At 64.5% G+C, this 24212-nt stretch carries 19 protein-coding genes; 13 read left to right on the forward strand and 6 right to left on the reverse strand.

Annotated features, from left to right (window positions below):
* Positions 1 to 56: 56 nt before the first annotated feature.
* Positions 57 to 941 carry an MOSC domain-containing protein gene (locus ACEN9P_RS15365; RefSeq protein WP_477713113.1) on the forward strand — a complete coding sequence of 295 codons (885 nt, stop codon included), beginning with the start codon at positions 57 to 59 and terminating at the stop codon, positions 939 to 941.
* Here ACEN9P_RS15365 and ACEN9P_RS15370 read toward each other — a convergent pair.
* Positions 926 to 2854: a sensor domain-containing diguanylate cyclase gene (locus tag ACEN9P_RS15370; RefSeq protein ID WP_495619731.1), complete on the reverse strand. Its 1929-nt coding sequence runs from the start codon at positions 2852 to 2854 to the stop codon at positions 926 to 928. The two genes, ACEN9P_RS15365 and ACEN9P_RS15370, sit on opposite strands and share 16 nt — an antisense overlap.
* Here ACEN9P_RS15370 and ychF point away from each other — a divergent pair.
* The 3 genes from ychF to ACEN9P_RS15385 all read left to right on the forward strand — a co-directional run bounded on the left by ychF (position 2853) and on the right by ACEN9P_RS15385 (position 5256).
* Positions 2853 to 3944 (forward strand): redox-regulated ATPase YchF, encoded by a 1092-nt coding sequence (gene ychF / locus ACEN9P_RS15375; protein WP_074576293.1) that lies wholly within the window; start codon positions 2853 to 2855, stop codon positions 3942 to 3944. The genes ACEN9P_RS15370 and ychF overlap by 2 nt on opposite strands.
* 185 nt (positions 3945 to 4129) lie before the next feature.
* Positions 4130 to 4486 carry a RidA family protein gene (locus ACEN9P_RS15380; RefSeq protein ID WP_074576817.1) on the forward strand — a complete coding sequence of 119 codons (357 nt, stop codon included), beginning with the start codon at positions 4130 to 4132 and terminating at the stop codon, positions 4484 to 4486.
* A 32-nt stretch (positions 4487 to 4518) separates the two neighbouring features.
* Positions 4519 to 5256, forward strand: coding sequence for an rRNA pseudouridine synthase (locus ACEN9P_RS15385; protein ID WP_495619732.1), 738 nt, complete (start codon positions 4519 to 4521; stop codon positions 5254 to 5256).
* 1 nt (position 5257) lies between these two features.
* Here ACEN9P_RS15385 and ACEN9P_RS15390 read toward each other — a convergent pair whose 3' ends face one another.
* Positions 5258 to 5740, reverse strand: coding sequence for a YqaA family protein (locus tag ACEN9P_RS15390; RefSeq protein WP_477661393.1), 483 nt, complete (start codon positions 5738 to 5740; stop codon positions 5258 to 5260).
* Between the two features lie 142 nt (positions 5741 to 5882).
* Here ACEN9P_RS15390 and dusB point away from each other — a divergent pair, with 142 nt between their 5' ends.
* The 3 genes from dusB to purH all read left to right on the forward strand — a co-directional run bounded on the left by dusB (position 5883) and on the right by purH (position 8849).
* Entirely contained in the window at positions 5883 to 6971 is a 1089-nt protein-coding gene (gene dusB / locus ACEN9P_RS15395) for a tRNA dihydrouridine synthase DusB (protein WP_477661392.1), read from the forward strand.
* Positions 6968 to 7204 (forward strand): Fis family transcriptional regulator, encoded by a 237-nt coding sequence (locus tag ACEN9P_RS15400; protein WP_007864972.1) that lies wholly within the window; start codon positions 6968 to 6970, stop codon positions 7202 to 7204. The genes dusB and ACEN9P_RS15400 overlap by 4 nt, the downstream gene beginning before the upstream one ends.
* Positions 7205 to 7265: 61 nt before the next feature.
* Entirely contained in the window at positions 7266 to 8849 is a 1584-nt protein-coding gene (purH, locus tag ACEN9P_RS15405; protein WP_477661391.1) for a bifunctional phosphoribosylaminoimidazolecarboxamide formyltransferase/IMP cyclohydrolase, read from the forward strand.
* 33 nt (positions 8850 to 8882) lie between these two features.
* Here the strand turns inward: purH and ACEN9P_RS15410 are convergent, their stop codons facing one another.
* Genes ACEN9P_RS15410 through thiD form a run of 3 tightly spaced genes read right to left on the reverse strand, consistent with a single transcriptional unit; the run spans position 8883 to position 12408 of the window.
* Positions 8883 to 10085 (reverse strand): hypothetical protein, encoded by a 1203-nt coding sequence (locus tag ACEN9P_RS15410; protein WP_495619733.1) that lies wholly within the window; start codon positions 10083 to 10085, stop codon positions 8883 to 8885.
* A gap of 39 nt (positions 10086 to 10124) precedes the next feature.
* The gene (hemL, locus tag ACEN9P_RS15415) at positions 10125 to 11456 is read right to left on the reverse strand and encodes a glutamate-1-semialdehyde 2,1-aminomutase (protein ID WP_477661389.1); all 1332 of its coding nucleotides are present in this window, start codon (positions 11454 to 11456) and stop codon (positions 10125 to 10127) included.
* On the reverse strand, positions 11437 to 12408 hold the full coding sequence (thiD, locus tag ACEN9P_RS15420; protein WP_074576306.1) for a bifunctional hydroxymethylpyrimidine kinase/phosphomethylpyrimidine kinase: 972 nt from the start codon (positions 12406 to 12408) through the stop codon (positions 11437 to 11439). The genes hemL and thiD overlap by 20 nt, the downstream gene beginning before the upstream one ends.
* An 82-nt stretch (positions 12409 to 12490) precedes the next feature.
* On the opposite strand from thiD, the gene ACEN9P_RS15425 reads away from it, so the two are divergent.
* The 6 genes from ACEN9P_RS15425 (at position 12491) to ACEN9P_RS15450 (ending at position 22672) form a co-directional block, all read left to right on the forward strand.
* Positions 12491 to 12664: a rubredoxin gene (locus tag ACEN9P_RS15425; RefSeq protein WP_074576308.1), complete on the forward strand. Its 174-nt coding sequence runs from the start codon at positions 12491 to 12493 to the stop codon at positions 12662 to 12664.
* Positions 12665 to 12740: 76 nt separating this feature from the next.
* On the forward strand, positions 12741 to 13139 hold the full coding sequence (locus ACEN9P_RS15430) for a response regulator (RefSeq protein ID WP_007864980.1): 399 nt from the start codon (positions 12741 to 12743) through the stop codon (positions 13137 to 13139).
* A complete protein-coding gene (locus ACEN9P_RS15435) occupies positions 13139 to 13504 on the forward strand; it encodes a response regulator transcription factor (protein ID WP_007864987.1) in 366 nt (121 codons plus the stop codon). The genes ACEN9P_RS15430 and ACEN9P_RS15435 overlap by 1 nt, the downstream gene beginning before the upstream one ends.
* A gap of 21 nt (positions 13505 to 13525) precedes the next feature.
* Positions 13526 to 14056, forward strand: a complete 531-nt coding sequence (locus ACEN9P_RS15440) for a chemotaxis protein CheW (RefSeq protein ID WP_007864988.1) — start codon at positions 13526 to 13528, stop codon at positions 14054 to 14056.
* Positions 14057 to 14086: 30 nt separating this feature from the next.
* Positions 14087 to 16378, forward strand: a complete 2292-nt coding sequence (locus ACEN9P_RS15445) for a methyl-accepting chemotaxis protein (protein WP_477661387.1) — start codon at positions 14087 to 14089, stop codon at positions 16376 to 16378.
* Positions 16379 to 16456: 78 nt separating this feature from the next.
* Positions 16457 to 22672, forward strand: a complete 6216-nt coding sequence (locus tag ACEN9P_RS15450) for a hybrid sensor histidine kinase/response regulator (RefSeq protein ID WP_495619734.1) — start codon at positions 16457 to 16459, stop codon at positions 22670 to 22672.
* Positions 22673 to 22714: 42 nt separating this feature from the next.
* Here ACEN9P_RS15450 and ACEN9P_RS15455 read toward each other — a convergent pair whose 3' ends face one another.
* Positions 22715 to 24187 carry a cryptochrome/photolyase family protein gene (locus tag ACEN9P_RS15455; protein WP_477661385.1) on the reverse strand — a complete coding sequence of 491 codons (1473 nt, stop codon included), beginning with the start codon at positions 24185 to 24187 and terminating at the stop codon, positions 22715 to 22717.
* Positions 24188 to 24212: the final 25 nt, after the last annotated feature.

Genomic DNA, 24212 nt, shown 5'->3' on the forward strand with positions numbered 1-24212 from the left:
CACAAGGATTTGACGACGTGAGCCACGCATTGAACGACACACCGGCAAGCCCCGCCATGGCCGATGCCGCTTTTGACCTGAACGCGGTGATCTCGCGCCTCTATGTGTATCCGGTCAAATCCTGCGCCGGTGTCCAGGTGCAGGAGGCCTTGCTGACCGAGACCGGGCTGGAATTCGACCGCGCCTGGATGGTGGTGGACGACAAAGGGCATTTCCTCACGCAGCGCGAACTGCCGCGCATGGCGCTGATCAAGCCGCAGCTCAGGTACCACGACATGGTGCTGCGCGCGCCCGGCATGCTGGCCCTGCATATCGCCCTGGACCAGGTCGAGGAACCGGTGCGCGTGAAGGTCTGGAAGGACGAGGTCCAGGCCTACGACATGGGCCCCATCGCCGCCCAGTGGTTCAGCGACTTCCTGGGCCGCACGGCGCGCCTGGTGCGTTTCGATCCCGAACACAAGCGGGTCTGCAACACCGAGTGGACCGGCGGCCTGGAGGCGCTCAACCAGTTCAGCGACGGCTATTCGCTGCTGGTGCTCAGCGAGGCCTCGCTCGCGCAGTTCAATGAAAAGCTTGTTGCCGCGGGTGCGGCCGCCGTGGGCATGGAGCGCTTTCGTCCCAACATCGTGCTGGGCGACGCGGCCGGCGACCAAGGCCTGGCGCCGCATGACGAGGACCGCGTCGACCTGCTGCAGATCGCGACGGAGCAGGGCCCGGCGCAGCTCAAGCCCGTCAAGCCCTGCCCGCGCTGCCCGATTCCCAATATCGACCCGGCCACGGCGACCAGCAGCCCCGAGGTGGGCGACATGCTGCAGACCTACCGGCAGGACCCGCGCGTCAACGGCGCGCTGACCTTCGGCATGAACGCCATTGTGCTGGCCGGCATTGACCACCAGCTCAAGGTGGGCCAGGCCGTGGGCGCCAGCTACCGGTTTGAGTGACTTTTGACCGCCCGCAGCGGCGCATGGGCTGCGTGGGCTGCATGGGGCGTGTCGGGGGCTGCTGCGGGCGCTTGCGGCCCGGAATCGGCGCCGTCAAAGCCTGAGTCGGTCGCCAGCGGCATGGGATGTGTCGATTCCGGCTCCAGAAACCGGATGGGCCGGCGGGTACGCGCGGCCATGCTGTGCAGCAGGTCGGCCAGGGCCGCGGAAATTTCTTCATGGCTGCCCAGGCGCTCGCTAAAGAGCACGCCAGCGACATGGAACTGCAGCACCACCTCCGGTTTCAGGCCCTTGAGCGGCATCAGGCCGGCGGCGATCAGGCGAGCCGCCAGGTCGGTGACGGGCGCGCGCGATGAAACGCCTTCGAGGATCAGGCCGAAGCGGGCTTCGTCGATGCGCCCCACCGTGTTGACGTCGCGCAGGATGCGGCGCAACTTGATGACGCTGCGCAGCAGGCTCTGCTCGGCCACGGCCGTGCCCCAGGTCTTCTTGATGTAGCGGTAGTTGACCAGTTCGATGTAGACCACCGCGGCCGGCTCCTTGTGGCGCTGTGCCCGGCCCACCACCTGCTTGAAGCGGTCGTGGAAAAGGTGGGCGGCCAGCAGGCCGGTGAGCGCGTCCTGGCTGGACATGGCCTGCTCGCGCGCTTCCACCGCGTGGCGTTCGCGCGAACGCATGTTCAGCGCCACCAGCAGCAGGGGCACTTCAATCGCCAGCGCCGCCATCAAGCCGTATTGGGACAGCCACGACACCGAAAACAGCCCGAGGATGCTGGTGACGGTCATGAGCGTCACCAGCCCCAGCGGGACAAAGGCCGCCAGCACCCAGAAGCCGACGACGTCCTGGCGCCGCCACGTCATGAAGGCGCGGCTGATCCCCATGACCACCACCGCCACCAGGTAGGCGCTGATGAGGCGTACGCCCAGCCCGCGCTCCAGAACGAGATAGACCAGGGCCAGCGGCACGCCGGCCGCGCCGGTCCAGTAGGCCAGGCGCTCAAACCACCTGTGGCGCGAACCCGCGCCGCACAGGTGATGCACCACCAGCAGCGCCGAGCCGCCGCCCAGGATGGCCAGGCAGCCCTGTGCCATGTTGTTCCAGGCGCTGAAGTTGCTCCACAGCAAATGGCCGGCCACACCGGTCCAGGCCGCCACCACCAGCGCCATGATGGATGCGTAAACGGCATACCAGCCGTAGGCCTTGTCGCGGTAGACCCAGCTTTGGACGACGCAGGCGACGATCAGCAGTACCAGCGCGCCGAACACCACGCCTATGGCCAGGTATTCCAGCTGCAGCCGCTGCGCCAGGCTGCTGCGCGTGCTGACCTGGACCGGGATGCTGACTTCCGTCTGGTGCTGTATGCGCACGTAGACGTCGTACACGCCGTCGTTCGGCAGGTTGAGCTCGAACTGCCCGTAGCGGCCGGGCTCGGGCCAGCTGGAGACCGCCAGGGTGTCGCCGGCGGTCTGGGAAGTCCAGCCGCCCGTTGCGCTCGCACGCTGGTATACGGTCGCCAGGTCCAGCAAGGGCAGGGGAAAGGCCAGCAGCCAGTCCTGGTGCGAGCCGGAAGACCGGGCAAAGCGGTAATGCAGCCACAGCGCCGCCTGTGGGCCCAGCGAATGAATGGAGTCCGCGGCCGGCGGCACGAAGGCCGCGCCCGCCTTGCCCCCGCCGGCGACTTGTTCAATGCTGGCCTGGCCGCTGGCATCTATCCACATGAGGCCGCTGGTGCGCGCGTCCATGACCGGGTTCGCGTCGTTCAGGGCCATGACCGGCTGGGCCTGCGCCGGCCCGGCCTGCAGCAGCAAAGACCCGCCCAGCAAAAGGGTGGCGAAGGCCTGCCGTAAAACACCCCAACCCTGGCCGAACGCGCATCGAATACACTTCTCAGCCTGTTTTTGAAGGTTTCTCATGAGTTTGAAGTGCGGCATTGTAGGCTTGCCTAACGTCGGAAAATCCACCCTTTTCAACGCGTTGACCAAAGCGGGGATCGCGGCCGAGAACTACCCTTTTTGCACCATAGAGCCGAATGTCGGCATTGTGGAAGTGCCCGATCCGAGGTTGGCCCAATTGGCGGAGATCGTCAAGCCCGAACGCATTGTTCCGGCCATCGTCGAGTTTGTGGACATCGCCGGCCTGGTGGCGGGCGCCAGCACGGGCGAAGGCCTGGGCAACAAATTCCTGGCCCACATCCGGGAAACCGATGCCACCATCAATGTGGTGCGCTGCTTTGAAGACGACAACGTCATCCATGTGGCGGGCAAGGTGGACCCGATCTCCGACATCGAAGTCATCCAGACCGAGTTGTGCCTGGCCGACCTGGCTGCCGTCGAAAAAGCTCTGCAGCGCGTGACCAAGGTCGCGCGCTCGGGCGACAAGGAGTCGGCCAAGCTGGTCGTCATTCTCGAAAAATGCCAGGCCGCTCTCAACGAGGGCAAGCCGGTGCGCACCCTGGACTTCAGCAAGGAAGAGCTGCCGCTGCTCAAGCAGTTCTTCCTGATCACCGCCAAGCCCGCCATGTTTGTGGCCAATGTGGCCGAAGACGGCTTTGACAACAACCCGCTGCTGGACCGCCTGAAAGCCTACGCCGAAGCCCAGAAAGCGCCCGTGGTGGCGATCTGCGCCAAGATGGAGGCCGAAATGGCCGACATGGAAGAGGAAGACAAAAAAATGTTCCTCGCCGAGATCGGCCAGGACGAGCCGGGCCTGAACCGCCTGATCCTGGCGGCCTACAAGCTGCTGGGCCTGCAGACCTACTTCACCGCGGGCGTCAAGGAAGTGCGCGCCTGGACCATCCATGTCGGCGACACCGGCCCGCAGGCGGCCGGCGTGATCCACACCGATTTTGAGAAAGGCTATATCCGCGCCCAGACCATCGCGTTTGCCGACTACATTGCCTACAAGGGTGAGCAGGGCGCCAAGGACGCCGGCAAGATGCGCAGCGAAGGCAAGGAATACGTCGTCAAGGACGGCGACGTGATGAACTTCCTGTTCAGCAGCTGAGCGGCGAGGCTGCCGGCGTGCGCCGGCAGCGCATAAGGCCCCATGGCCGGCGGCGCGATGCAAGTCGCGCCACAATGCACAAGACGGCCCGCGCCAGGGCTGTTTGAAATCGGGCGCCCGGCGGCGCCGTCCCCGGCTTGTTGAACAAGCCGTCCCGTTAAACACTCGCTTTGAAAGAGAACACCATGTCCATCCAACGCATCGAAACCGGCCCCCGCATGTCCCAGGCCGTCATCCACAACAAAACCGTTTACCTCGCGGGCCAGGTGGCCGGTGATGACGCCGGCCCCGGCGTCTACGAACAGACCCGCAGCATCCTCGCCAATATCGACCGCCTGCTGGCGGCCGCCGGCAGCGACAAGTCGCGCCTGCTGAGCGCCACCATCTGGCTGACCGACATGGACAGCTTCGGTGACATGAACCGCGCCTGGGAAGCCTGGGTGGTGCCGGGCGCCACGCCGGCGCGCGCCACGGTCATGAGCCCGCGCCTGGCGGCGGCCAAGTACCACGTGGAAATCGGTGTGGTGGCGGCGCAGGGCTGATTTCCCCTTCACGCCATGACGGCATCGCCGCGATGACAGAACCCGTTCGCCTCGCCAAGCGCCTGGCCGAAATGCTGTCCTGCTCGCGCCGCGAGGCCGAGCAGTACATCGAGGGCGGCTGGGTCAGCGTCGACGGCGTCCTCGTTGAGGAGCCGCAGTTCCGCGTGCTCGACCAGCAGATTGTGCTGGCCAAGGACGCCAGCCTGCTGGCGCTGGCACCCGTGACCTTGCTGCTGCACAAACCCGCGGGCTATGAGGCCGGGCAGGACGGCAGTGCGGCCTCCCTGGCTGCCTTGCTATCGCCTGCCACGCAATCACCCGGCGACAGTTCCGGCATCCGTCCGCTCAAAAAACATTTCTCGTCGGTGGAACTGGTGACGCCGCTGGCCACGCCGGCCAGCGGGCTGGTGGTGCTGACGCAGGACTGGCGCGTGACGCGCAAGCTGCGCGAAGACGCCCGTGTGATGGAGCATGAAGTCGTCGTCGATGTCGCCGGCGATATCAAGCCCGGCGGCCTGGAGCGGCTCAACCGCGTGGACCACGGCTTCACCTACAAGGGCGCGCTGCTGCCGCCGGCCAAGGTCAGCTGGCAAAGCGAAACCCGCTTGCGTTTTGCCCTCAAGGGCGAAGTGCCGGGGCAGATCGCCTATATGTGCGAAAGCGTGGGCCTCACGGTGCAAGGCATGAAGCGACTGCGCATAGGCCGTGTGGCGATGAGCCAATTGCAGCCCGGCCAGTGGCGCTATTTGCTTGCGCACGAGCGCTTCTGATTTATCCGGTCACCACGCCCGGAAACGCCCAGATCAGGCTGCCTGTCATTAGCAAGTAGCGCGCGAATTTTCCAACCGCCATGTAAGCCAGGCAAGGCCAGAACGGAAATTTGAGCCAGCCCGCGACCGCGCACAGCGGGTCGCCCACCACCGGCAGCCAAGCCAGCAGGCAGGCCTTCGGCCCCAGCTTCTCCAGCCAGCGTATCGCGCGGCCGTGGTGCGAGGAATGTTGGTACTTGTCCACCACCTTGTGGGCGCCGTAGCCCATCCACCAGTCAAGCGCGCCGCCCAGCGTGTTGCCCGCGGTGGCGACCAGCACCGCCGGCCAGAACATGGCGGGATTGAGTTTGACGAGCCCGAAGACCACGGGCTCCGAACCGAGCGGCAGCAGCGTGGCTGAAATGAAAGACACCACGAAGACCGTGCTCAGGCCGTACTCGGGCAAGGCCAAAATTTCTATCAGGCGGTGAATCCAGGCTTCCATATATGCATTCGAGTATAGGCAGAGCTGAACGCCCCGGCTTGTCGGGAAGACACTTACAAGTCCGCGCGGAAATTTCAATTGCTGAAATTTTGGGCAGGTACAATCGTGCCTCCTTTTTCAGCAAGCCCCAGTCCCTCATCCCATGAACATCGGCCCCTACGCTTTGGCAAACAACCTGTTTGTCGCGCCCATGGCCGGCGTGACGGACCGGCCGTTCCGCCAGCTCAGCAAGAAGCTGGGCGCGGGCTACGCCGTCAGCGAGATGGTGACCTCGCGCAAGGACCTGTGGGACAGCCTGAAGACCTCGCGCCGCGCCAACCATGAAGGCGAGGCCGCTCCCATCGCCGTGCAGATCGCCGGCACCGACGCGCAGATGATGGCTGAAGCTGCCGCCTACAACATAGACCGCGGCGCGCAGATCATCGACATCAACATGGGTTGCCCGGCCAAAAAAGTCTGCAACAAGTGGGCCGGCTCGGCCTTGATGCAGGACGAAACCCTGGCGCTGCAGATCGTGGAGGCCGTGGTCGCCGCATGCGCGCCGCAAGGGGTCCCGGTCACGCTCAAGATGCGCACCGGTTGGTGCCAGGCCGAAAAAAACGCGCTGGCGATTGCCCGCGCCGCCGAGAACGCCGGTGTGCAAATGGTCACCGTGCACGGCCGCACACGCGAGCAGGGATACAAGGGCGCGGCCGAATACGACACCATTGCCGCCGTGAAGGCCGCGCTGCGCATTCCAGTGGTGGCCAACGGCGACATCAACAGCCCCGAGAAAGCCCGCGACGTGCTGGCCCGCACCGGCGCCGATGCCGTGATGATTGGCCGCGCGGCCCAGGGCCGGCCCTGGATTTTCCGCGAGGTGGCGCATTTCCTGGCCACAGGCACGCATCTTGCGCCGCCTTTGGTGGCCGAAGTGGAGCGCCTGCTGGTCGACCATTTGCGCGACCACTACGATTTGTACGGTGAGTTCACCGGCGTGCGCACCGCGCGCAAGCACATCGGCTGGTACGTGAAGTCCTTGCCCGGCGGCGAGGCCTTTCGCGCGCGCATGAATTTGCTGGAAGACTGCGAGGCCCAGCTGCGCGCGGTCAGTGGTTTTTTTGAGGGCCTGGGCACGCAGATGGACCGTATCCCGGCCGCTACTGCCGGGGCCGGCGAAGATGTTGAAGAGGGCGTGCCAGGGCAGGCACGGGCGAACAAAGATAAAAATCAGGAAGAAGCTGCTGCATGAGCAAGAAACACATCGAAGAGTGCGTACGCACCAGTCTGGAAGGCTATTTCAAGGACCTGCGCGGCACCGAGCCCGACGGCATGTACGACATGATGGTCAAGGTGGTGGAAAAGCCCCTGCTGGAGGTCGTCATGCAGCACGCCGAACAAAACCAGTCGCGCGCCGCCGAATGGCTGGGCCTGAACCGCAACACCCTGCGCAAGAAGCTGGTCGAGCACAAGCTCATCAAATAACAATTCCCGCCGCCCGGACCTTTCCGGGCTTTCGAACCGGCTCCCTTTTGAGAACACCACCATGAACGCACTGATTTCCGTTTCCGACAAAACCGGCATCCTCGAATTCGCGCAGGCGCTGCACGCCCTGGGCATCAAGCTGCTGTCCACAGGCGGCACGGCCAAGCTGCTGGCCGACGCCGGCCTGCCGGTGACCGAAGTCGCCGACCACACCGGCTTTCCGGAAATGCTGGACGGCCGCGTCAAGACCCTGCACCCCAAGATCCACGGCGGCCTGCTGGCCCGGCGCGATGTGCCCGAACACATGGCGGCGCTGGCAACCCACGGCATAGACACCATAGACCTGCTGGTGGTCAACCTCTACCCCTTTGAGTCCACCGTGGCAAAGCCCGGCTGTACGCTGGAAGACGCGATCGAGAACATCGACATCGGCGGCCCGGCCATGGTGCGCTCCGCCGCCAAGAACTGGAAGGACGTCGGCGTGCTGACCGACGCCTCGCAGTATGCGGGCGTGCTCGCCGAACTGAAAGCCGGCGGCAAGCTCAGCGACAAGACCAAGTTCGCCCTCTCGGTGGCCGCCTTCAACCGCATCAGCCAGTACGACGGCGCCATCAGCGACTACCTCTCCGGCATCCAGGCCGACGGCAGCCACGGCATGTTTCCCGGCCAGGCCAACGGCCGCTTCATCAAGGTGCAGGATCTGCGCTACGGTGAAAACTCGCACCAGCAGGCGGCGCTGTACCGCGACCTGTATCCCGCGCCCGGCTCGCTGGTCACGGCCAAACAGCTGCAGGGCAAGGAGCTCTCGTACAACAATATTGCCGACGCCGATGCCGCCTGGGAATGCGTCAAGAGCTTCGACCTCATCAAGGACGGCGCCGCCTGCGTGATCGTCAAGCACGCTAACCCCTGCGGCGTGGCCGTGGGCAAGGACGGCCTGGAGGCCTACAGCAAGGCCTTCAAGACAGACCCGACCTCGGCCTTCGGCGGCATCATCGCCCTCAATTGCCCGCTCGACGAGCGCGCCGCGCAGCAGATCTCCAAACAGTTTGTCGAAGTGCTGATGGCGCCCGCCTTCAGCCCGGAAGCGCTGGAAGTCTTCAAGAGCAAGGTCAATGTGCGCATCCTGCAGATAGACCTGCCGCCCGGCGGCGACACCGCCTGGAAACAGGGCCGCAACCTGATGGACGTCAAGCGCGTGGGCTCGGGCCTGCTGATGCAGACCGCCGACAACCACGAACTGGCCATAGGCGACCTCAAGGTCGTCAGCAAGCTGCAGCCCACGCAGGAACAGCTGCACGACATGCTGTTTGCCTGGAAGGTCGCCAAGTACGTCAAGTCCAACGCCATCGTGTTCTGCGCCGACGGCATGACGTTAGGCGTGGGCGCCGGCCAGATGAGCCGCATCGACTCGGCCCGCATCGCCTCCATCAAAGCCGCCAATGGCGGCCTGACCCTGCAGGGCTCGGCGGTCGCGAGCGACGCCTTTTTCCCCTTCCGCGACGGCCTGGACGTGGTGGTGGACGCCGGCGCGACCTGTGTGATCCAGCCCGGCGGCAGCATGCGGGATGATGAGGTCATTGCCGCCGCCAATGAGCGCGAGGTGGTGATGGTGTTGACTGGAGTCAGGCACTTCCGGCACTGAAATCCTCATTGCTGCGATGCGGCAATGAAGTCGTCAATGCCCGCTGCTCTTGAACCTCTCGCGAGCCCTTGAGAACATGTTAGTCGTGACAGGCAAACAATAGACTCTTGGACCGTGCTTCGACTCGCCGGAGACGAGCCTTGAAATGGTGACGATGGCGTTGATCTCAGGTCCCGGGTCTTTCGGGGGGTAATCGTTCAACAGAGGCACTTGCCATGTGACGGTTTGCCGGGGCAAGAGCCATTTGCGCTGCAGGCAAGGGAACGCGCTTTCCATATCCTTGGCATTGATCGCGCCGCCATTCTTTGCGCGTAGGGCGTCTGTGAGCCCAGGCGCCAGCAAGTCCGCGAGGTCGTACGCGCCGATGGAGAGAAAGGGAACCGGGAAAACAGTGGTGTTCACCACTTTGACTGTGCAGCTTCTTAAATGGTCCGGCGCGAAATGAACCTCCACCGCCATGGCTTTGAGCGGCACGGGCTCCATGATTCGTTGCATTACAAGGGAAGACGCCAGCAAGGCGTTCTTGAACCTTGCCTGCCCGATAAACCAGAACCTGAAAACATAATCACCGTCGTACCGGTTCAATCGCCAACAAAGCCATGTGCCTGACAGGATAAGCGCCCAAACAGGAACGTTTGCTTCCATCCATGCCCGCGCCAGGAGCCCGCCCAGCGCGACCAGGGCAATCAGCGGGCTTGTTAGAAAATCGCGCAGTCTTGCAAGCTTGGGCTTTTGCTTGGCCCACCACGTCGTGGCTTTTTCCCGCCAGTAGAGTTTGGAGTACCGTTGGGGAATGAGGATCCAGCGAGCTTTCTCAAAATTGACGCCGGTTTTTCCGAGATACCAAAATGCGAATGGCTTTTCCTGGTTGTAGGCAACCAGAGCATCTTTGATCAGGCTCTGTATGTCGGAGCGTTTTGCATCAAGCTGTTCCGGAATGGTCAGTGTCGTGATGTCAATTGTCTGTTGGGTTGAATCGGACGCGCGCATGGCACGTGTCACATCGAAGCGGACAATCTGTTTGTCTTGAACAAGCGCAAATGTTCGGCCGTGCCCCATCCCGAATCCCTGGATGTAGTACAGCGCCGCACCGCGCGCTCTGTCAATGAAGCGCTGGTTCAGATAGTCAAGGCATCCCCAGTGCGGATGGCGCTGCAGAAGATCGACTAAACACTGGTGTTCCGCAACCAGCTCCGTGGGCCCACCGGGTGGGCAATTGTCAACTTCAAAAGCCATGAATAGCTTTTTTCTCTTGGCTGACAGCTCTCGCCTTTTTCAGTTCCCGGCAAAGAACTTCGCCGCGGCATCCACCGTGGCGTCGATATCCGCCGCCGTGTGCGCCGAGCTGACGAAACCCGCTTCATACAGCGCGGGCGCGTAATAAACCCCGCTCTCCAGCATCGCATGGAAGAAGCGGTTGAACGACGGCCCATCGGTGGTCATTACCGTGGCGTAGTTCTGCGGCAATTGCCCCATCAGGAAAAAGCCGAACATGCCGCCTTCGCTGTCGCCGCAAAACGGCACGCCGGCCTTGGCGGCCGCTTGGGTGAGGCCGGCGACCAGGGTGCGGGTGCGTTCGCTGAGTGCTTCGTAAAAACCGGGCTTGGCGATTTCGCGCAGGGTTGCCAGGCCGCAGGCAGTGGCGACCGGGTTGCCTGAAAGGGTCCCGGCCTGATAGACCGGGCCCAGAGGAGCCAGTTGCTCCATCACGGCGCGGGTGCCGCCAAAGGCGGCCAGCGGCATGCCGCCGCCTATGACCTTGCCCATGACCGTCATGTCGGGCTTGAAGCCGGGGATGCCGCGGGCGTAGACGCTTTGCGCGCCGCCCAGGGCCACACGAAAACCGGTCATGACTTCGTCGAACACCAGCAGCGCGCCGTGCTGCGTGCACAGCTCGCGGCAGCGCTTCATGAAAGGCAGGCTGGCGCGCACGAAGTTCATGTTGCCGGCGATGGGTTCAATCATCAGGCAGGCGATGTCCTTGCCGTGCAGGGCAAAGGCTTCTTCAAGCTGGGCCAGGTGGTTGTATTCGAGCACCAGGGTGTGCTGCACCACTTCGGGCGGCACGCCGGCGCTGGTCGGGTTGCCGAAGGTGGCCAGGCCCGAGCCGGCCTTGACCAGCAGGGCGTCGGCATGGCCGTGGTAGCAGCCCTCGAACTTGATGATCTTGCTGCGCCCGGTGGCGCCGCGCGCCAGGCGGATGGCGCTCATGGCGGCTTCCGTGCCCGAGCTGACCAGCCGCACCATTTCGAGCGAAGGCACGAGCCGCACGATTTCTTCGGCCAGCTCGACCTCGCGTTCGGTGGGCGCGCCATAGGAAAAGCCCTCCAGCGCGGCTTTTTGCACGGCCTCGAGCACCGCCGGGTGGCCGTGGCCCAGGATCATGGGACCCCAGGAACCGATGTAGTCGATGTAGCGTTTGCCGTCGGCATCCCAGAAGTAGGCGCCCTGCGCGCGCTGCACGAAGCGCGGCGTGCCGCCCACGGCCTTGAAGGCCCGGACCGGGGAATTGACCCCGCCGGGGATCAGCTTTTTGGCGCGTTCAAAGAGGGCGTCGTTTCGGGAGGCTGCCTGGGGGGTTGCGGGCTTAGTGTTTGGTGGTTCCATTGGGGGGCAGGTCAAGAGAGGGTTTGGACGTCAGCTCGACGTCGTCATTGGCGTCGCCCGCTTCCTCCCCGGATTCGTCGTCTTCGGGGTCAACGTCGGCCTGCGCCCAGAACAGGCGGTCCGGCACGATATTGCCCATGCCGGGGTGAAAACCGGCGTCCAGGCTGTGGTCCAGGAAGGTCAGGGCTTCGGCGGTGGCCGCCTGCAGGTCGTGGCCGTTAGCCAGCAGGGCCGAGAGCGCGGCGGACAGGGTGTCGCCGGCGCCGGCGAACACGGCCTCGAAGCGCTCGAATTTTTCGCTGTAAAGCACCGCCTGCGGCGTGGCCAGCACGTTATCGATGAACTGGTCGGGCATGGGAACGCCGGTGACCAGGGTATAGGGCACGCCGAGGTCGGCGGCGGCTTTGGCGATGTCGCGGGCCGTGGGATTGCGCTCGCCCGGCCAGTCGGGCAGCAGCCAGCGCCACAGGCTGCTGTGGTTGCCGACCAACACCGTGGTTTGCGGCAGCATCAGCTCGCGAAAGGCGTCCAAATAGCTGTCGATTTCGCTTTCTTCCCACCAGGAGAGGTTGGGCATGTAGGCAATCAGCGGCACATCGGCATAATCCGAGGCGATTTCGGCGATGGTGGAGATGTTTTCGGGGCTGCCGACAAAGCCGACCTTGATGGCCGACACCGGCATGTCTTCCAGCGCCGAGCGGGCCTGGTCTGTTACAGCTTCTTCGTCGAAGGCGAAGTGGTCGAAGATTTCGGCCGTATCGCGCACATAGGCGCCTGTTACAACCGCCAGCGCATGCGCGCCGGCCGAGGTGATGGAGGCGATATCCGCCGTCAGCCCGCCGGCTCCGCTGGGGTCGTTGGCATTGAATGTCATGACGCAGGCCGGTGATGCGTCGGTGTCCTCGATTTGGAGCTGTCGGCTGTCCAGTTGAGGTGTTTTGGGGTTTGCCATAGGCTGCGATTTTGCCTTGTACGCGAATAAGCAACGCCGCCTCGATACAATTGTTGCATTCTATTCGAAGGCAACTTAAGCTGTGACTCAATCAACGACGTGGATGTGTTTAATTTGTGGCTGGATTTACGACGAAGCTGCCGGCGCGCCCGAACATGGCATTGCTCCCGGGACGCCATGGGCCCAAGTGCCCATGAACTGGACCTGCCCCGAATGCGGCGCGCGCAAGGAAGACTTTGAAATGGTTCAGATCTAAAAATGTCCGGATACCAGCCTGGACAATCGCAGACCGGCGCCAGCCGCCGGTGCCTGCAACATGAGGAGCATAGGCAGTGAGCATTCCCAGTTCCGGACTGAAGGTTTTGGTCATCGATGACAGCAACACCATCCGGCGTAGCGCCGAGATATTCCTGAAGCAGGGCGGGCATGAAGTGCTGTTGGCCGAAGATGGGTTTGATGCCCTTTCCAAGGTCAACGACTACGAGCCCCACCTGATCTTCTGCGACATCTTGATGCCCCGCCTCGACGGCTATCAAACCTGTGCGATTATCAAGCGCAATGTGAAGTTTTCCAACGTTCCCATTGTGATGCTGTCCTCCAAGGACGGCGTTTTCGACAAGGCACGCGGTCGCATGGTGGGCTCTCAAGACTACCTGACCAAGCCTTTTACCAAAGATCAGCTGCTGCAGACCGTTCAGGAACTGGGCAGCGCCAAACAAGGAGTAGTGTGATGGCAATCAAGAAAATACTGGTAGTTGACGACTCCAAAACCGAATTGATGTTTCTGACCGATCTGCTGGTCAAGAACGGTTTCACGGTCAAAACTGCTGAAAATGCGGAAGATGCGTTCCGGCGCCTCGCAGAAGACAAACCCGAGCTGATCCTCATGGATGTGGTGATGCCGGGCCAGAACGGCTTCCAGCTCACGCGTGCCATCACGCGCGATCCGCTGTACTCCGATATCCCCATCATGATGTGCACCAGCAAGAACCAGGAAACCGACCGGGTCTGGGGCATGCGCCAGGGCGCCCGCGACTACATCACCAAACCGGTGGATGCGGATGAGCTGATGGCCAAGATCAAGGCCCTCGGCTGATTTACGGCGTAAAACCAAAGCATGGCGAACAGACAAGCCCTTAGAGAACTACAAACCCGGCTGGCCGACAGGTTGCAGATTGCGCGTACGCAAGGCGTTGCCGCGTCCTGGCTGGCCGTGGAAGCGGGCGGAAAAAAATACCTGTTTCCCCTGAGCCAGTCCGGTGAAATTTTCCCCTGGGTCAACACGCAGCCTGTTCCGTACACGCAAAACTGGTTCGCCGGCGTTGCCAATCTGCGGGGCGGCCTGTTCGGCGTGGTGGACCTCGCCAGCTACGTGAGCGGCCAGGCACCTCCCCCCAAAAATGAACTCGCGCGCACCGACTCCCGCCTTGTGGCGCTCAACAGCGCGCTGGAAGTCAACTGCGCGCTGCTGATCGACAAGCTCTCCGGGCTGCGCAACCAGGACGCCTTCAGCGATTTCTCCGAAAAAGCGCCCGACGCGCCCGATTTCTTTGGCAACCAGTACGTCGACCTTAACGGCGCGACCTGGCAGGAAATCAACCTTCAGTTGCTTGCACAGCAAGCGCATTTTTTGACGATAGGCGCATAGCGCACACTGTTTCTCCCCGGAAGGCTCACCATGTCTGTAATTGAAAATATCCAGAAGCTGTTTAAAACAAAGTCCGTCCAGCCCGAGGACAGCATGGACATGGCTTCCGTCGGCACGCCGGACCCCCTGGCGACCGGCGCCATGGATGAGGCCTCCCTGCAGACCGCCACGGTGCGGCAGGCGGACGGCAATGATGATGCGTTTGGCTCCAGCCGCATCGCGAGCGCCGAGGAATCGGCGTCCGTCGCCAATCCCGAGCTCCTGAGCCTGCCCCTGCTGGGCCGCAAGACCATGGGCCAGCACCAGCGGATTCTGGTGTTTTTCCTGGCGGTGTCGGTAGCGGTGCTGGGTACGGTGACCTTCCTGGCGCTGAACCAGGCGGACAAAGTGGCTCAGCAGGTGGCGGCAACCGGCCAGTCCCTGATGCAGTCGCAGCGTCTGGCGAAATCGGTGTCGCAGGCGCTGGTGGGTAGCGCCCAGGCCTTCCCCGACGTGCGCGAAAGCTCCGACGTGCTGGCCAAAACCGTGCGCGGCCTGAAGGCCGGTGAAGACAGCCTGCGCCTGGCGCCGGTGAGCGAAGACCTGCAGCCCGACGTCGAAAAAGTCACCCCCTTCATGGAGCGCGCCGAAAAGAACGCCAAAACCGTGATGGGACAGCAAAACATCCTGACCCAGGTGGGTAACGCTCTGCGCACGATTAACCGCCAGTCCTCGGACCTGCTGGAAATCGCCGAAACCGTGTCCTCGCTCAAGCTCCAGCAGAATGCGGCGCCTGCCGAAATTTCCGCCTCCGGCCAGCTGGTGATGTTGACCCAGCGTATCGGTAAATCCGCCAACGAGTTCTTGACCATGGAGGGTGTGAGCCCCGAAGCCGTGTTCCTGTTGGGTAAGGACTTGAACTCCTTCAAGGAAATCGCCCAGGGCCTGCAGGAAGGCAGTCCCGAACTGCGACTGGCCGGCTCCAAGGATCCGCAAACCCGCGAACGCCTCGAGGCCCTGATGGCGCTCTACGAGCAGACGCGTGTGCAGGCCGGCGCCATTCTGGGCAACTTGCAGGGCCTGGTGTCCGCCCGTGAAGCGCAATCCTCCATCATTGCCGACAGTGAGCCGCTGCGCCGGGGCCTGGAAGACCTGCAGAGCAAGCTGTCCTCCCAGACCGGCCTGGGCGCCACCGCCCTGACGACCCTGGTGGTCGCCGCCGTCTTTGCACTGCTGTGCGCCGCGGGACTGGCCAAACTGCAGGTGGAGGACAGCAAGCAGCGCCAGGCCGTTGCTGAAACCCAGCGGCAGGAAGCGAAAGGGCAGGAACAGGACGCCAAGCGCGTCAACGACGCCAACCAGGCCGCCATTTTGCGTTTGATGAATGAGTTGCAGACAGTGGCTGAAGGCGATTTGACGCAGGAAGCAACCGTGACCGAGGACATCACCGGCGCTATCGCCGACTCGGTGAACTACACGGTGGAAGAGTTGCGACAGCTGGTGGGTAACGTGCAGAACACGGCAACACGCGTGGCGCAAACGACGGCTCAGGTGGAAAGCACTTCCACCGAACTGCTGGCGGCGTCCACCGAACAGCTGCGCGAGATTCGCGAAACCGGCCAGTCGGTGCTCGACATGGCGTCCCGAATCAATGAAGTGTCCACGCAGGCGCAGGAATCTTCCCAGGTGGCCCGCCAATCGCTGACCGCCGCAGAATCCGGCCTGCAGGCCGTGCAGAACGCCATCGGCGGTATGAACTCCATCCGCGACCAGATCCAGGAAACCTCCAAACGGATCAAACGGCTGGGCGAATCGTCCCAGGAGATTGGTGAAATTACCGAGCTGATCTCGGACATTACCGAACAGACCAACGTGCTGGCGCTGAACGCGGCCATCCAGGCGGCGTCAGCCGGTGAAGCCGGACGAGGCTTCTCGGTGGTTGCGGAAGAAGTGCAGCGACTGGCTGAACGCTCCGCGGACGCCACGCGCCAGATTTCGGCCCTGGTGAAAGCCATTCAGACCGACACCCAGGATGCCGTGGCCGCTATGGAACGCTCCACGCAGGGTGTGGTGGAAGGGGCCAAACTGTCCGATAACGCGGGTACCGCGCTGACCGAGATTGACCAGGTGTCACGCCGCCTCGCCGACCTGATTGAGCAGATTTCCAACTCCGCCTCCCGCGAAGCCGCTTCGGCCAACGTGGTGGCCGGCAACATCCAGCACATTTTCGCGGTGACGGAGCAAACCGGAGAAGGTACCCGTTCCACGGCGCAGCAGGTGCGCGATCTTTCCCGCATGGCTGAAGAGCTGCGCCAGTCGGTGTCCCGATTCAAGATCGCCTGATGCTGATGCCTGTTTGCCCGTCATGCGCTGACCGCCGCCTTAGCCTCTGACACCGATTCCAGAACCGGCCCGCTATTTATGCAATCCAACGTCCCGAACTCAACCGCTGCCGAGCTCGATCTTGCCGTCAACGACCTAGGCCCTCTCGCATGGGTGCTTGACGAACTTCGCAAGTCGCTCGATGGCGCTGCCAAGGCGCTCAAGCGTTTCGTGCGGGATGCCGAAGCCGCTCGCGGCTCCGACCTCGCGGCGGTGGACGCCAGCCAGCTGCGGATTGCCCGCCAGCAGCTGCACCAGGCGGTGGGCGCGCTCGAGATGGTGGGCCTGGCCGGTCCCGCGCTGGTGCTGCGCGCGATGGAAGCGGCGGTGCAGAAGTTCGTGCAACAGCCCGAGCAATGCAACCAGGAAGCCGCCGGCAAGATCGAACGGGCCAGCTTTGCCCTGACCGAATACCTCGAGGGTGTGCTGGCCGACAAGCCGATCTCGTCCGTGTCCCTGTTCCCCCAATACCGCGACGTGCAGGAATTGCTGCGCGCCGACCGCATCCATCCCGCGGACCTCTGGCCTTTCGAATGGCGCTGGCTGGAGCCCGAACTGGCGGCCGCCAGCGAGCCGCGCAACTACGACGACAGCGCGCGCGCCGTGCTGGACCAGTCGGTGCTGCAGATCATGAAGGGCAAGGCGCCGCAAGCCGCCAAAAGCCTCAAGGAACTCAGCCTGGGATTCGCGGCCCGGCAGGCCGACCGCCAGCCCCGCATCTTCTGGAAGATAGCCGCGGCTTACTTTGAAGCGGTCGCCAACGACTTGCTCGGCTCGGACCTGTACGTCAAGCGCGCCGCTTCGCGCGTCCTGATGCAGTACGCCTCGCTGGCCAAAGGCGACACCTCCGTCTCCGAGCGCCTGGCGCAGGATTTGCTGTTCTTCTGCTCGCAGGCGGTCTCCGCGCGCGCCAGCGATACGCCGGTGCTGTCGGCGGTGCGCTCGGCCTACGGCCTGAACCGCTTCAAGCCTGTCGACTACGAACTCGTCCAGTTCGGGCGGTTCGATCCGGCCCTGCTGGCCCAGGCGCGCAAGCGCATCACCTCGGCCAAGGAAACCTGGTCGGCGCTGTCCGCCGGCGATGCCAACAAGTTCAAGTTGGTCAGCGACCAGTTCAGCCTGGTGACCGACTCCCTGCTCAAGCTCCATCCGCCCAGCGAGCCGCTGGCGCAGGCGCTGAGCAAGGCCGTCGAGACCGTGGTGCGCTCGGGCCAGGCCCCCGGCATTGAACTGGCCATGGAAGTGGCCACCTCGGTGCTGTACCTGGAGGCCGCGTTTGACGACCTGGACCCCAACGACCCGCAACTGGCGGTGCGCACGGCCAATCTCGCGGAGCGCCTGGAGGGCGTGCGGGCCGGCGGGCAACCCCAGCCGCTGGAAGGCTGGATGGAAGAGCTGTACCGCCGCGTCAGCGACAAGCAGACCATGGGCAGCGTGGTCGGTGAATTGCGCGTTTCCCTCGGCGAGCTCGAAAAATCGCTGGACGTGTTCTTCCGCAATCCGCAGGACAAGGTGACGCTGCAGGCGGTTCCCGGGCAGCTGTCGCAGATGCGCGGCGTGCTGTCCGTGCTGGGCCTGGACCAGGCCTCGCACGCGGTGCTGCGCATGCGCGACAGCGTCGAGCAGATGCTGGTCACCGAAATCGACGAACAGCAGGCGCGCGCCGCCGGCACGTTTGAGCACCTGGGCAACAACCTGGGCGCCCTGAGCTTTCTGATCGACATGCTGAACTACCAGCCCGCGCTGGCAAAGAAGCTGTTTGTCTACGACGACCAGAAAGGCGAGCTCCGGCCGCTCATGGGACGTGCGCAGAATGCGGCGAGCGCCGCTTCGGCCGTCACCGTCAACAGCGACATGCTGTCCCAGGAAGTCATTGCCGTGGTGCAGGACGCCGGCCAGGGCGAAGCCGATGCCAGCCTTACCATCAAGCTCGACACGTTGGCGACCCATGCGGCGCTGGCCGAACAGCCGGCCCTGGCGCAAACCGCCCGCGAGGCCGCCGTGGCCGTGTCCGCAAGTGATGCAGATGCCGCCGCCACCGCACTTACGACGCTGGCGTTCACCGTGGCCCCGGCACCGGCCGCGCCTGAACCCGCGGCCGAGTCCGACGATTTTGAAGAAGACGACCTGCGCGACATCTTCCTGGAGGAAGCGCGCGAGGTGATAGGCAACGGCCGGGAAGCCCTGGCCGCGCTGGCCTCCGATCCGGCCGATGTTTCGCAGCTCACTGTGCTGCGGCGCGCTTTCCACACCCTCAAGGGCAGCTCGCGCATGGTGGGGCTCAACGAGTTCGGCGAAGCCGCCTGGTCGCTGGAGCAGATGCTCAACACCTGGCTGGCCGACCAGAAGGCCACCACCGACGAGTTCAGGGCCCTGTCCGGCGAGGCTATGAGCGGTTTCGCCGACTGGATCGCCGACATCGCTGCCAACAAGGACGGCGCCTGGTCCGCATCGGTCTTCCGCGCCAGCGCCGATGCCATGCGCACCGAAGGCCGCTACGTACCGCTGGTGCTGGGCGCCAGGGCGGCCGCTGCCGCGCCTGTCGCAGCTCCCGCCGCTGAACCGGCTGCCCCCGAAGCCTTTTCCCTGCCCGACTTCGAACTGGATGCCGGCGCGCCCGAGGCCGCCGGCCCGGCGACCGCCGAAGCAGCCGCACCCGCCGGTGACCTGGACTTTGACCTGGTGTTCGGCGATGCCGCCGCGCCGGCCAAGCCTGCTGAACCGGTAAACGCGCCTGCGGCCGAGATGGAGATTGCGGGCATCGATTTCGACAGCTTGTCGGCGATTTCCGTGGATGCCGGCGTTCCGGCAGCCCCCGCCGCCGCGGAGCCCGTTGCGGCAGCCGACGCCGGACCGGCGCTCGAACTGAACGGGGTCGAAGATATCGAACTGTCCGACGCGGATTTTGAGAAACACTTCCACGCCGAAACGGCCGAGCCCGCCAAAGCCGAGCTGGCCGACGACCTGAACTTCGATTTCCCGGTTACGCCGCCGCAAGCCGCCGTGAGCGAGCCCGCTCCCAGCCTGCCGCAGGTCGAAGCGCTTGATGCCCTGGACCGCGTCGAAGCCACCGACAGCGCGATGTCGGCCGAGGGCGGCGATGAGCAGGTCAAGGTCATAGGCGCTTTGCGCATCAGCATCCCGCTCTACAACGTCTACCTCAACGAGGCCGACGAGTGGTCGCGCCGGCTGGTCACGGAAGTGGCCGAATGGTCGCTGGAGCGCAACCAGCCCGTCAGCGATTCCACCGTGGCCCTGGCGCACTCCCTGGCCGGCAGCTCCGCCACGGTCGGGTTCGACGCCCTGTCCGAAATGGCCCGCGCGCTGGAACAGGCCTTGCAGCAATCCCGCGCGCATCACCGCAATGGCGCCGCCAAGTATGGCCAGGTGTTTGTGGATGCGGCGGAAGATATTCGCCGGCTGCTGCACCAGTTTGCCGCCGGTTTCCTCAAGGAGCCGGACGCCGGCGTTCTTGATCGCCTCAAGCAGCTTGATTTCTCCGACTCGGTCCTGCCGCCAGGCACCGACTTCTCTGAGTACGATTTCGAATCCGAGTCCGTCCTGCCGCAGGAGCCGGCCGTGGAACCCGAGCCGTTGCCGGAACCCGAGCCCGAACCGGTAGTGATGCAGGTCGTCGAGGAAGCGCCGCTTATCGAGGTTCCAGCACCGGCACCAGCGCCCGTGCAGGCCGCGCCTGTGCCGCCGCCTGTCGCGTTTGTAGCTCCCCCCGTGGCCGTCACCCCACCGGTGCGCTTGGCCACGCCGGCGCCCACGGCCCAGAACTTCGAGGACGAAGAGGACGAGGAAATCGACGCCGTCGATGCCATCGACCCCGACCTGTTCCCGATTTTTGAGGAAGAAGGCGCCGAGCTCATGCCCCAGCTGGGTGGCGCGCTGCGGCAGTGGTCCGCGCGGCCCGACAACCAGGGTGCGCGCATGGAGGTGCTGCGCGCGCTTCACACGCTCAAGGGCAGCGCCCGGCTTGCCGGCGCCCTGCGCCTCGGTGAAATGGCGCACCGGATTGAATCCGAAATCGAGTTCCTCGGCTCCGACGCCGCGGCCTCGGCGGAGTTCGACGCCCTGATCAACCGTTTTGACGCGATGGAAGCCGCGTTCGAGGCGCTGCGCAACGCCGATGCGGCGGCCGCCGCCGCGCCCGTGCAGCTGGCCCCCCTCGCCGCCGCGCAGCCCGAGCCCGTCTCCGCACCGGCGCAAGCCGACGCAACGCCCGACGCTCCCGAGGCGGCTGCGGACAGCCCCGCGCCGGCTGCTGCTCCTGCCGCTGGCGGTTCCCGCAAGCTCTCCGTGCCGGCGCCGCAGGCCATGGCCATGCAGCCCTTGCGGCAAGCGGCCAACGCCTCGATACGCGTGCGCTCCCAGCTGCTGGACCGCATGGTCAACCAGGCCGGCGAGGTCATGATCACGCGCTCGCGCCTGGAGGCCGAGCTCAGCCAGCTGCGCGGTTCGCTCAACGACATGAGCGGTAACTTGAACCGCTTGCGCCAGCAGCTGCGTGACATCGAACTGCAGGCCGAAACCCAGATGCAGTCGCGCCTGGCACAGGCCAAAGAAGCCCAGGCCGGGTTCGACCCGCTCGAGTTCGACCGTTTCACGCGCGTGCAGGAACTGACGCGCATGATGGCCGAATCCGTGAACGACGTGGCAACCGTGCAGCGCACCTTGCAGCGCACGGTGGAAGCCACCGAGGACGACTTGATCGCCCAGGCCCGCCAGACCCGTGAGCTGCAGCGCGACCTGCTGCGCACGCGCATGGTGGAGTTTGAAGGCATCTCCGAGCGCCTGTACCGCGTGGTGCGCCAGGCCTCCAAGGAAACCGGCAAACAGGTGAAGCTGGACCTGCTGGGCGGCACCATCGAAATGGACCGCGGCATGCTGGACCGCATGACGCCCGCCTTCGAACACCTGCTGCGTAACTGCGTGGCCCACGGCATTGAAAGCACCGAGGTTCGCACCAGCGCCGGCAAGGACCCGGTCGGTGTGATCACCGTCCACCTGCGCCAGGAAGGCAATGACGTGTCGGTCGATTTCAGCGATGACGGCGCCGGCCTGAACCTGCACCGCATCCGTGAAAAAGCCGTCAGCCTCGGCATGATCGCGCCGGACCAGGCCATTGAAGACAGCGACGCCGCCAACCTGATTTTTATGCCCGGTTTCTCCACCGCGGCCCAGGTGACCGAACTGGCCGGCCGCGGCATCGGCATGGACGTGGTCCGCTCCGAGGTCAACGCGCTGGGCGGCCGGATTGAAACCTCCACCGTGGCCGGCAAAGGCACCCACTTCAAGCTGGTGCTGCCGCTGACCACGGCCGTGACGCAGGTGGTGATGATCCGCGCCGGCAACCTCTCGGTGGGCGTGCCCGCCAACGTGGTGGAAACCGTGCGCCGCGCCTCCGCCAAGGAGTTGCAACAGGCCTACAACACCGGCGCGCTGGAGATCGCCGGCGAAACCATGCCTTTCTTCTGGTCGGGCGCGCTGCTGCAGGCTTCGCAGCACAGCGGCGAAGTCCAGGGCAAGACCACGCCTGTCGTGGTTTTCCGAAGCGCCGCGCAGCGTATCGCGCTGCACGTCGATGAAGTTCTGGGCAACCAGGAAGTTGTGGTGAAGAACCTCGGGCCGCAGCTGTCGCGCCTGCCCGGCCTGGCCGGCATGTCCGTGCTGGCCTCCGGCGCGGTGGTGCTGATCTACAACCCGGTGGCGCTGGCTTCGGTGTACGGCCAGCAGGCCCGCGCCTGGAGCACAGACCGCGCCGAGCCGCACATGCTCGAAGGATCGGGCGCCACGGCGGCAAGCGCCGCCGCGGGCACCGGCAGCGTCGCGAAAGCACCGGCCGCCATGCCTGCCGCACCGCAGATTCCGCTGATTCTGGTGGTCGACGATTCCATCACGGTTCGCCGCGTCACGCAGCGCCTGCTGCAGCGTGAAGGCTACCGCGTCACCCTGGCGGCCGACGGCCTGCAAGCGCTTGAACGCCTGCAGGAAGAGCGGCCGGCGGTGGTGCTGTCGGACATCGAAATGCCGCGCATGGACGGCTTCGACCTGGCGCGCAACATCCGCGGCGACGTACGCCTGAACAACCTGCCCATCATCATGATCACTTCGCGCATCGCTGAAAAGCACCGCGAACATGCCAAGGAACTCGGCGTCGACCACTACCTGGGCAAGCCGTTCTCGGAAGAAGAACTGATGAGCCTGGTGCGGCACTACTGCGCCGCCGAGACCGCGATCTCCGCCTGATCCTGCAGCCGCTCTCCGCGTGAGAGCGGCGAGAACAGGTTCTTAGGCTTTTTTCACCACCGCATAACGCTGCAGCGTCAGCGCCCGGGCTTCGTCGTGCTGCACGATGGGCCACGGGTAGTCCTTTCCCATCACCACGCCAGCGGCCGCCAGTTCCAGTGGTGTGGCCAGCCAGGGGCTGTGGATGGCGGAGGCGGGCAGCCTGGCCAGCGCCGGCACATAGCGGCGGATGAAGCTGCCGTCGGCATCGAATTTCTCGCTCTGGCTGACCGGGTTGAAGATACGGAAATAGGGCTGCGCGTCGCAGCCCGTGCTGGCTGCCCACTGCCAGCCGCCGTTGTTGGCCGAGAGGTCGAAATCATTGAGTTTTTCGGCGAAGTAGCGCTCGCCCCGGCGCCAGTCGATGCCCAGGTCCTTCACCAGGAAACTCGCCGTCACCATGCGCAGGCGGTTGTGCATATAACCGGTCTGGTTGATTTGCGCCATCGCGGCGTCGACCAGCGGATAGCCGGTTCGGCCCTCGCACCAGGCCAGGAACAGCGAATCGGCCTTGGCACCACTTTCCCACTCGATCGCGTCGTATTCGGGCTTGAACGCGCCGTGCACCGCATGCGGGAAGTTGCTGAGGATCTGCGCGTAAAACTCCCGCCAGATCAATTCGCTGAGCCAGGTGGCCGCGCCTTCGCCGCCCCTATGTTCGGGGCTCAGGGCCGCTGCGGCCATCTGCCGAATGGACAGCGTGCCAAAACGCAGGTGCACGCCCAGGTAGCTGGGGCCCTTGACGGCCGGAAAGTCGCGTGCCGCCTTGTAGTTCGCCATGCGGCCTTTGAACGCCTCAAAAAGCCGCTCTCCGCCTTCGCTGCCGGTGGCTATCTTGAGTGCGGACAGGTTGGTTTTTTCAAAGCCGAGTTCGGCCAGCGAGGGGATGGCGCGCCTGCTCGCCGGCACAGCCGCCAGCGCCGCGCCGTAGCGCTCCACAGAGTAGGGCTTGAGGTAAAAATCGTCCACCTTCTTGAGCCAGGCGTTTTTGTAGGGTGTGAACACGGTGTAGGGCTTGCCCGCCAGCGTCAAGACTTCCTGGCGCTCAAAGATGACATGGTCCTTGAAGCTGTGAAAGGCCACGCCCCGGCCTTCCAGCGCGGCCTGCACCGTGGCGTCGCGCGCCAGGGACTGGGGTTCATCGTCATGGTTGGCAAAAACCGCATCGACCGCCAGTTCGGCGGCCAGCCGGGGCACGGCCTCGCCGGCCTGCCCATGCACCACGATGAGGCCCGCCTGCGGATTGCCGTGTGCCGCACCCAGCCGCTGCAACTGGCCGTCCAGGCTCAGCACGGATCCGCGTATGAACTCCACGCGGCGGTCGGCGCGGGGCAGGGCCTCCAGGATGTCCCGGTCAAACACAAAAACACAAAACACCTGCTTACAAGCTTTCAGCGCGTGGTGCAGCGCGGCGTTGTCCTGGGCGCGCAGGTCGCGCCTGAACCACATCAGGCCGGCGCGGTATTTCTTTTGCATGATGGGATGGTAGCGAAAGCGCCCC

This window comes from Polaromonas sp. Polasp52 (assembly GCF_059491565.1).

Coding starts and splice junctions, on each gene's coding strand:
- ychF (WP_074576293.1), top strand. CDS start 2,853: ATGAGTTTGAAGTGCGGCATTGTAGGCTTGCCTAACGTCGGAAAATCC.
- hemL (WP_477661389.1), bottom strand. CDS start 11,456: ATGGAACCACCAAACACTAAGCCCGCAACCCCCCAGGCAGCCTCCCGA.
- ACEN9P_RS15370 (WP_495619731.1), bottom strand. CDS start 2,854: ATGAGAAACCTTCAAAAACAGGCTGAGAAGTGTATTCGATGCGCGTTC.
- ACEN9P_RS15435 (WP_007864987.1), top strand. CDS start 13,139: ATGGCAATCAAGAAAATACTGGTAGTTGACGACTCCAAAACCGAATTG.
- ACEN9P_RS15445 (WP_477661387.1), top strand. CDS start 14,087: ATGTCTGTAATTGAAAATATCCAGAAGCTGTTTAAAACAAAGTCCGTC.
- dusB (WP_477661392.1), top strand. CDS start 5,883: ATGAACATCGGCCCCTACGCTTTGGCAAACAACCTGTTTGTCGCGCCC.
- ACEN9P_RS15390 (WP_477661393.1), bottom strand. CDS start 5,740: ATGGAAGCCTGGATTCACCGCCTGATAGAAATTTTGGCCTTGCCCGAG.
- ACEN9P_RS15400 (WP_007864972.1), top strand. CDS start 6,968: ATGAGCAAGAAACACATCGAAGAGTGCGTACGCACCAGTCTGGAAGGC.
- ACEN9P_RS15455 (WP_477661385.1), bottom strand. CDS start 24,187: ATGCAAAAGAAATACCGCGCCGGCCTGATGTGGTTCAGGCGCGACCTG.
- ACEN9P_RS15380 (WP_074576817.1), top strand. CDS start 4,130: ATGTCCATCCAACGCATCGAAACCGGCCCCCGCATGTCCCAGGCCGTC.
- ACEN9P_RS15365 (WP_477713113.1), top strand. CDS start 57: ATGGCCGATGCCGCTTTTGACCTGAACGCGGTGATCTCGCGCCTCTAT.
- ACEN9P_RS15385 (WP_495619732.1), top strand. CDS start 4,519: ATGACAGAACCCGTTCGCCTCGCCAAGCGCCTGGCCGAAATGCTGTCC.
- purH (WP_477661391.1), top strand. CDS start 7,266: ATGAACGCACTGATTTCCGTTTCCGACAAAACCGGCATCCTCGAATTC.
- thiD (WP_074576306.1), bottom strand. CDS start 12,408: ATGGCAAACCCCAAAACACCTCAACTGGACAGCCGACAGCTCCAAATC.
- ACEN9P_RS15440 (WP_007864988.1), top strand. CDS start 13,526: ATGGCGAACAGACAAGCCCTTAGAGAACTACAAACCCGGCTGGCCGAC.
- ACEN9P_RS15450 (WP_495619734.1), top strand. CDS start 16,457: ATGCAATCCAACGTCCCGAACTCAACCGCTGCCGAGCTCGATCTTGCC.
- ACEN9P_RS15410 (WP_495619733.1), bottom strand. CDS start 10,085: ATGGCTTTTGAAGTTGACAATTGCCCACCCGGTGGGCCCACGGAGCTG.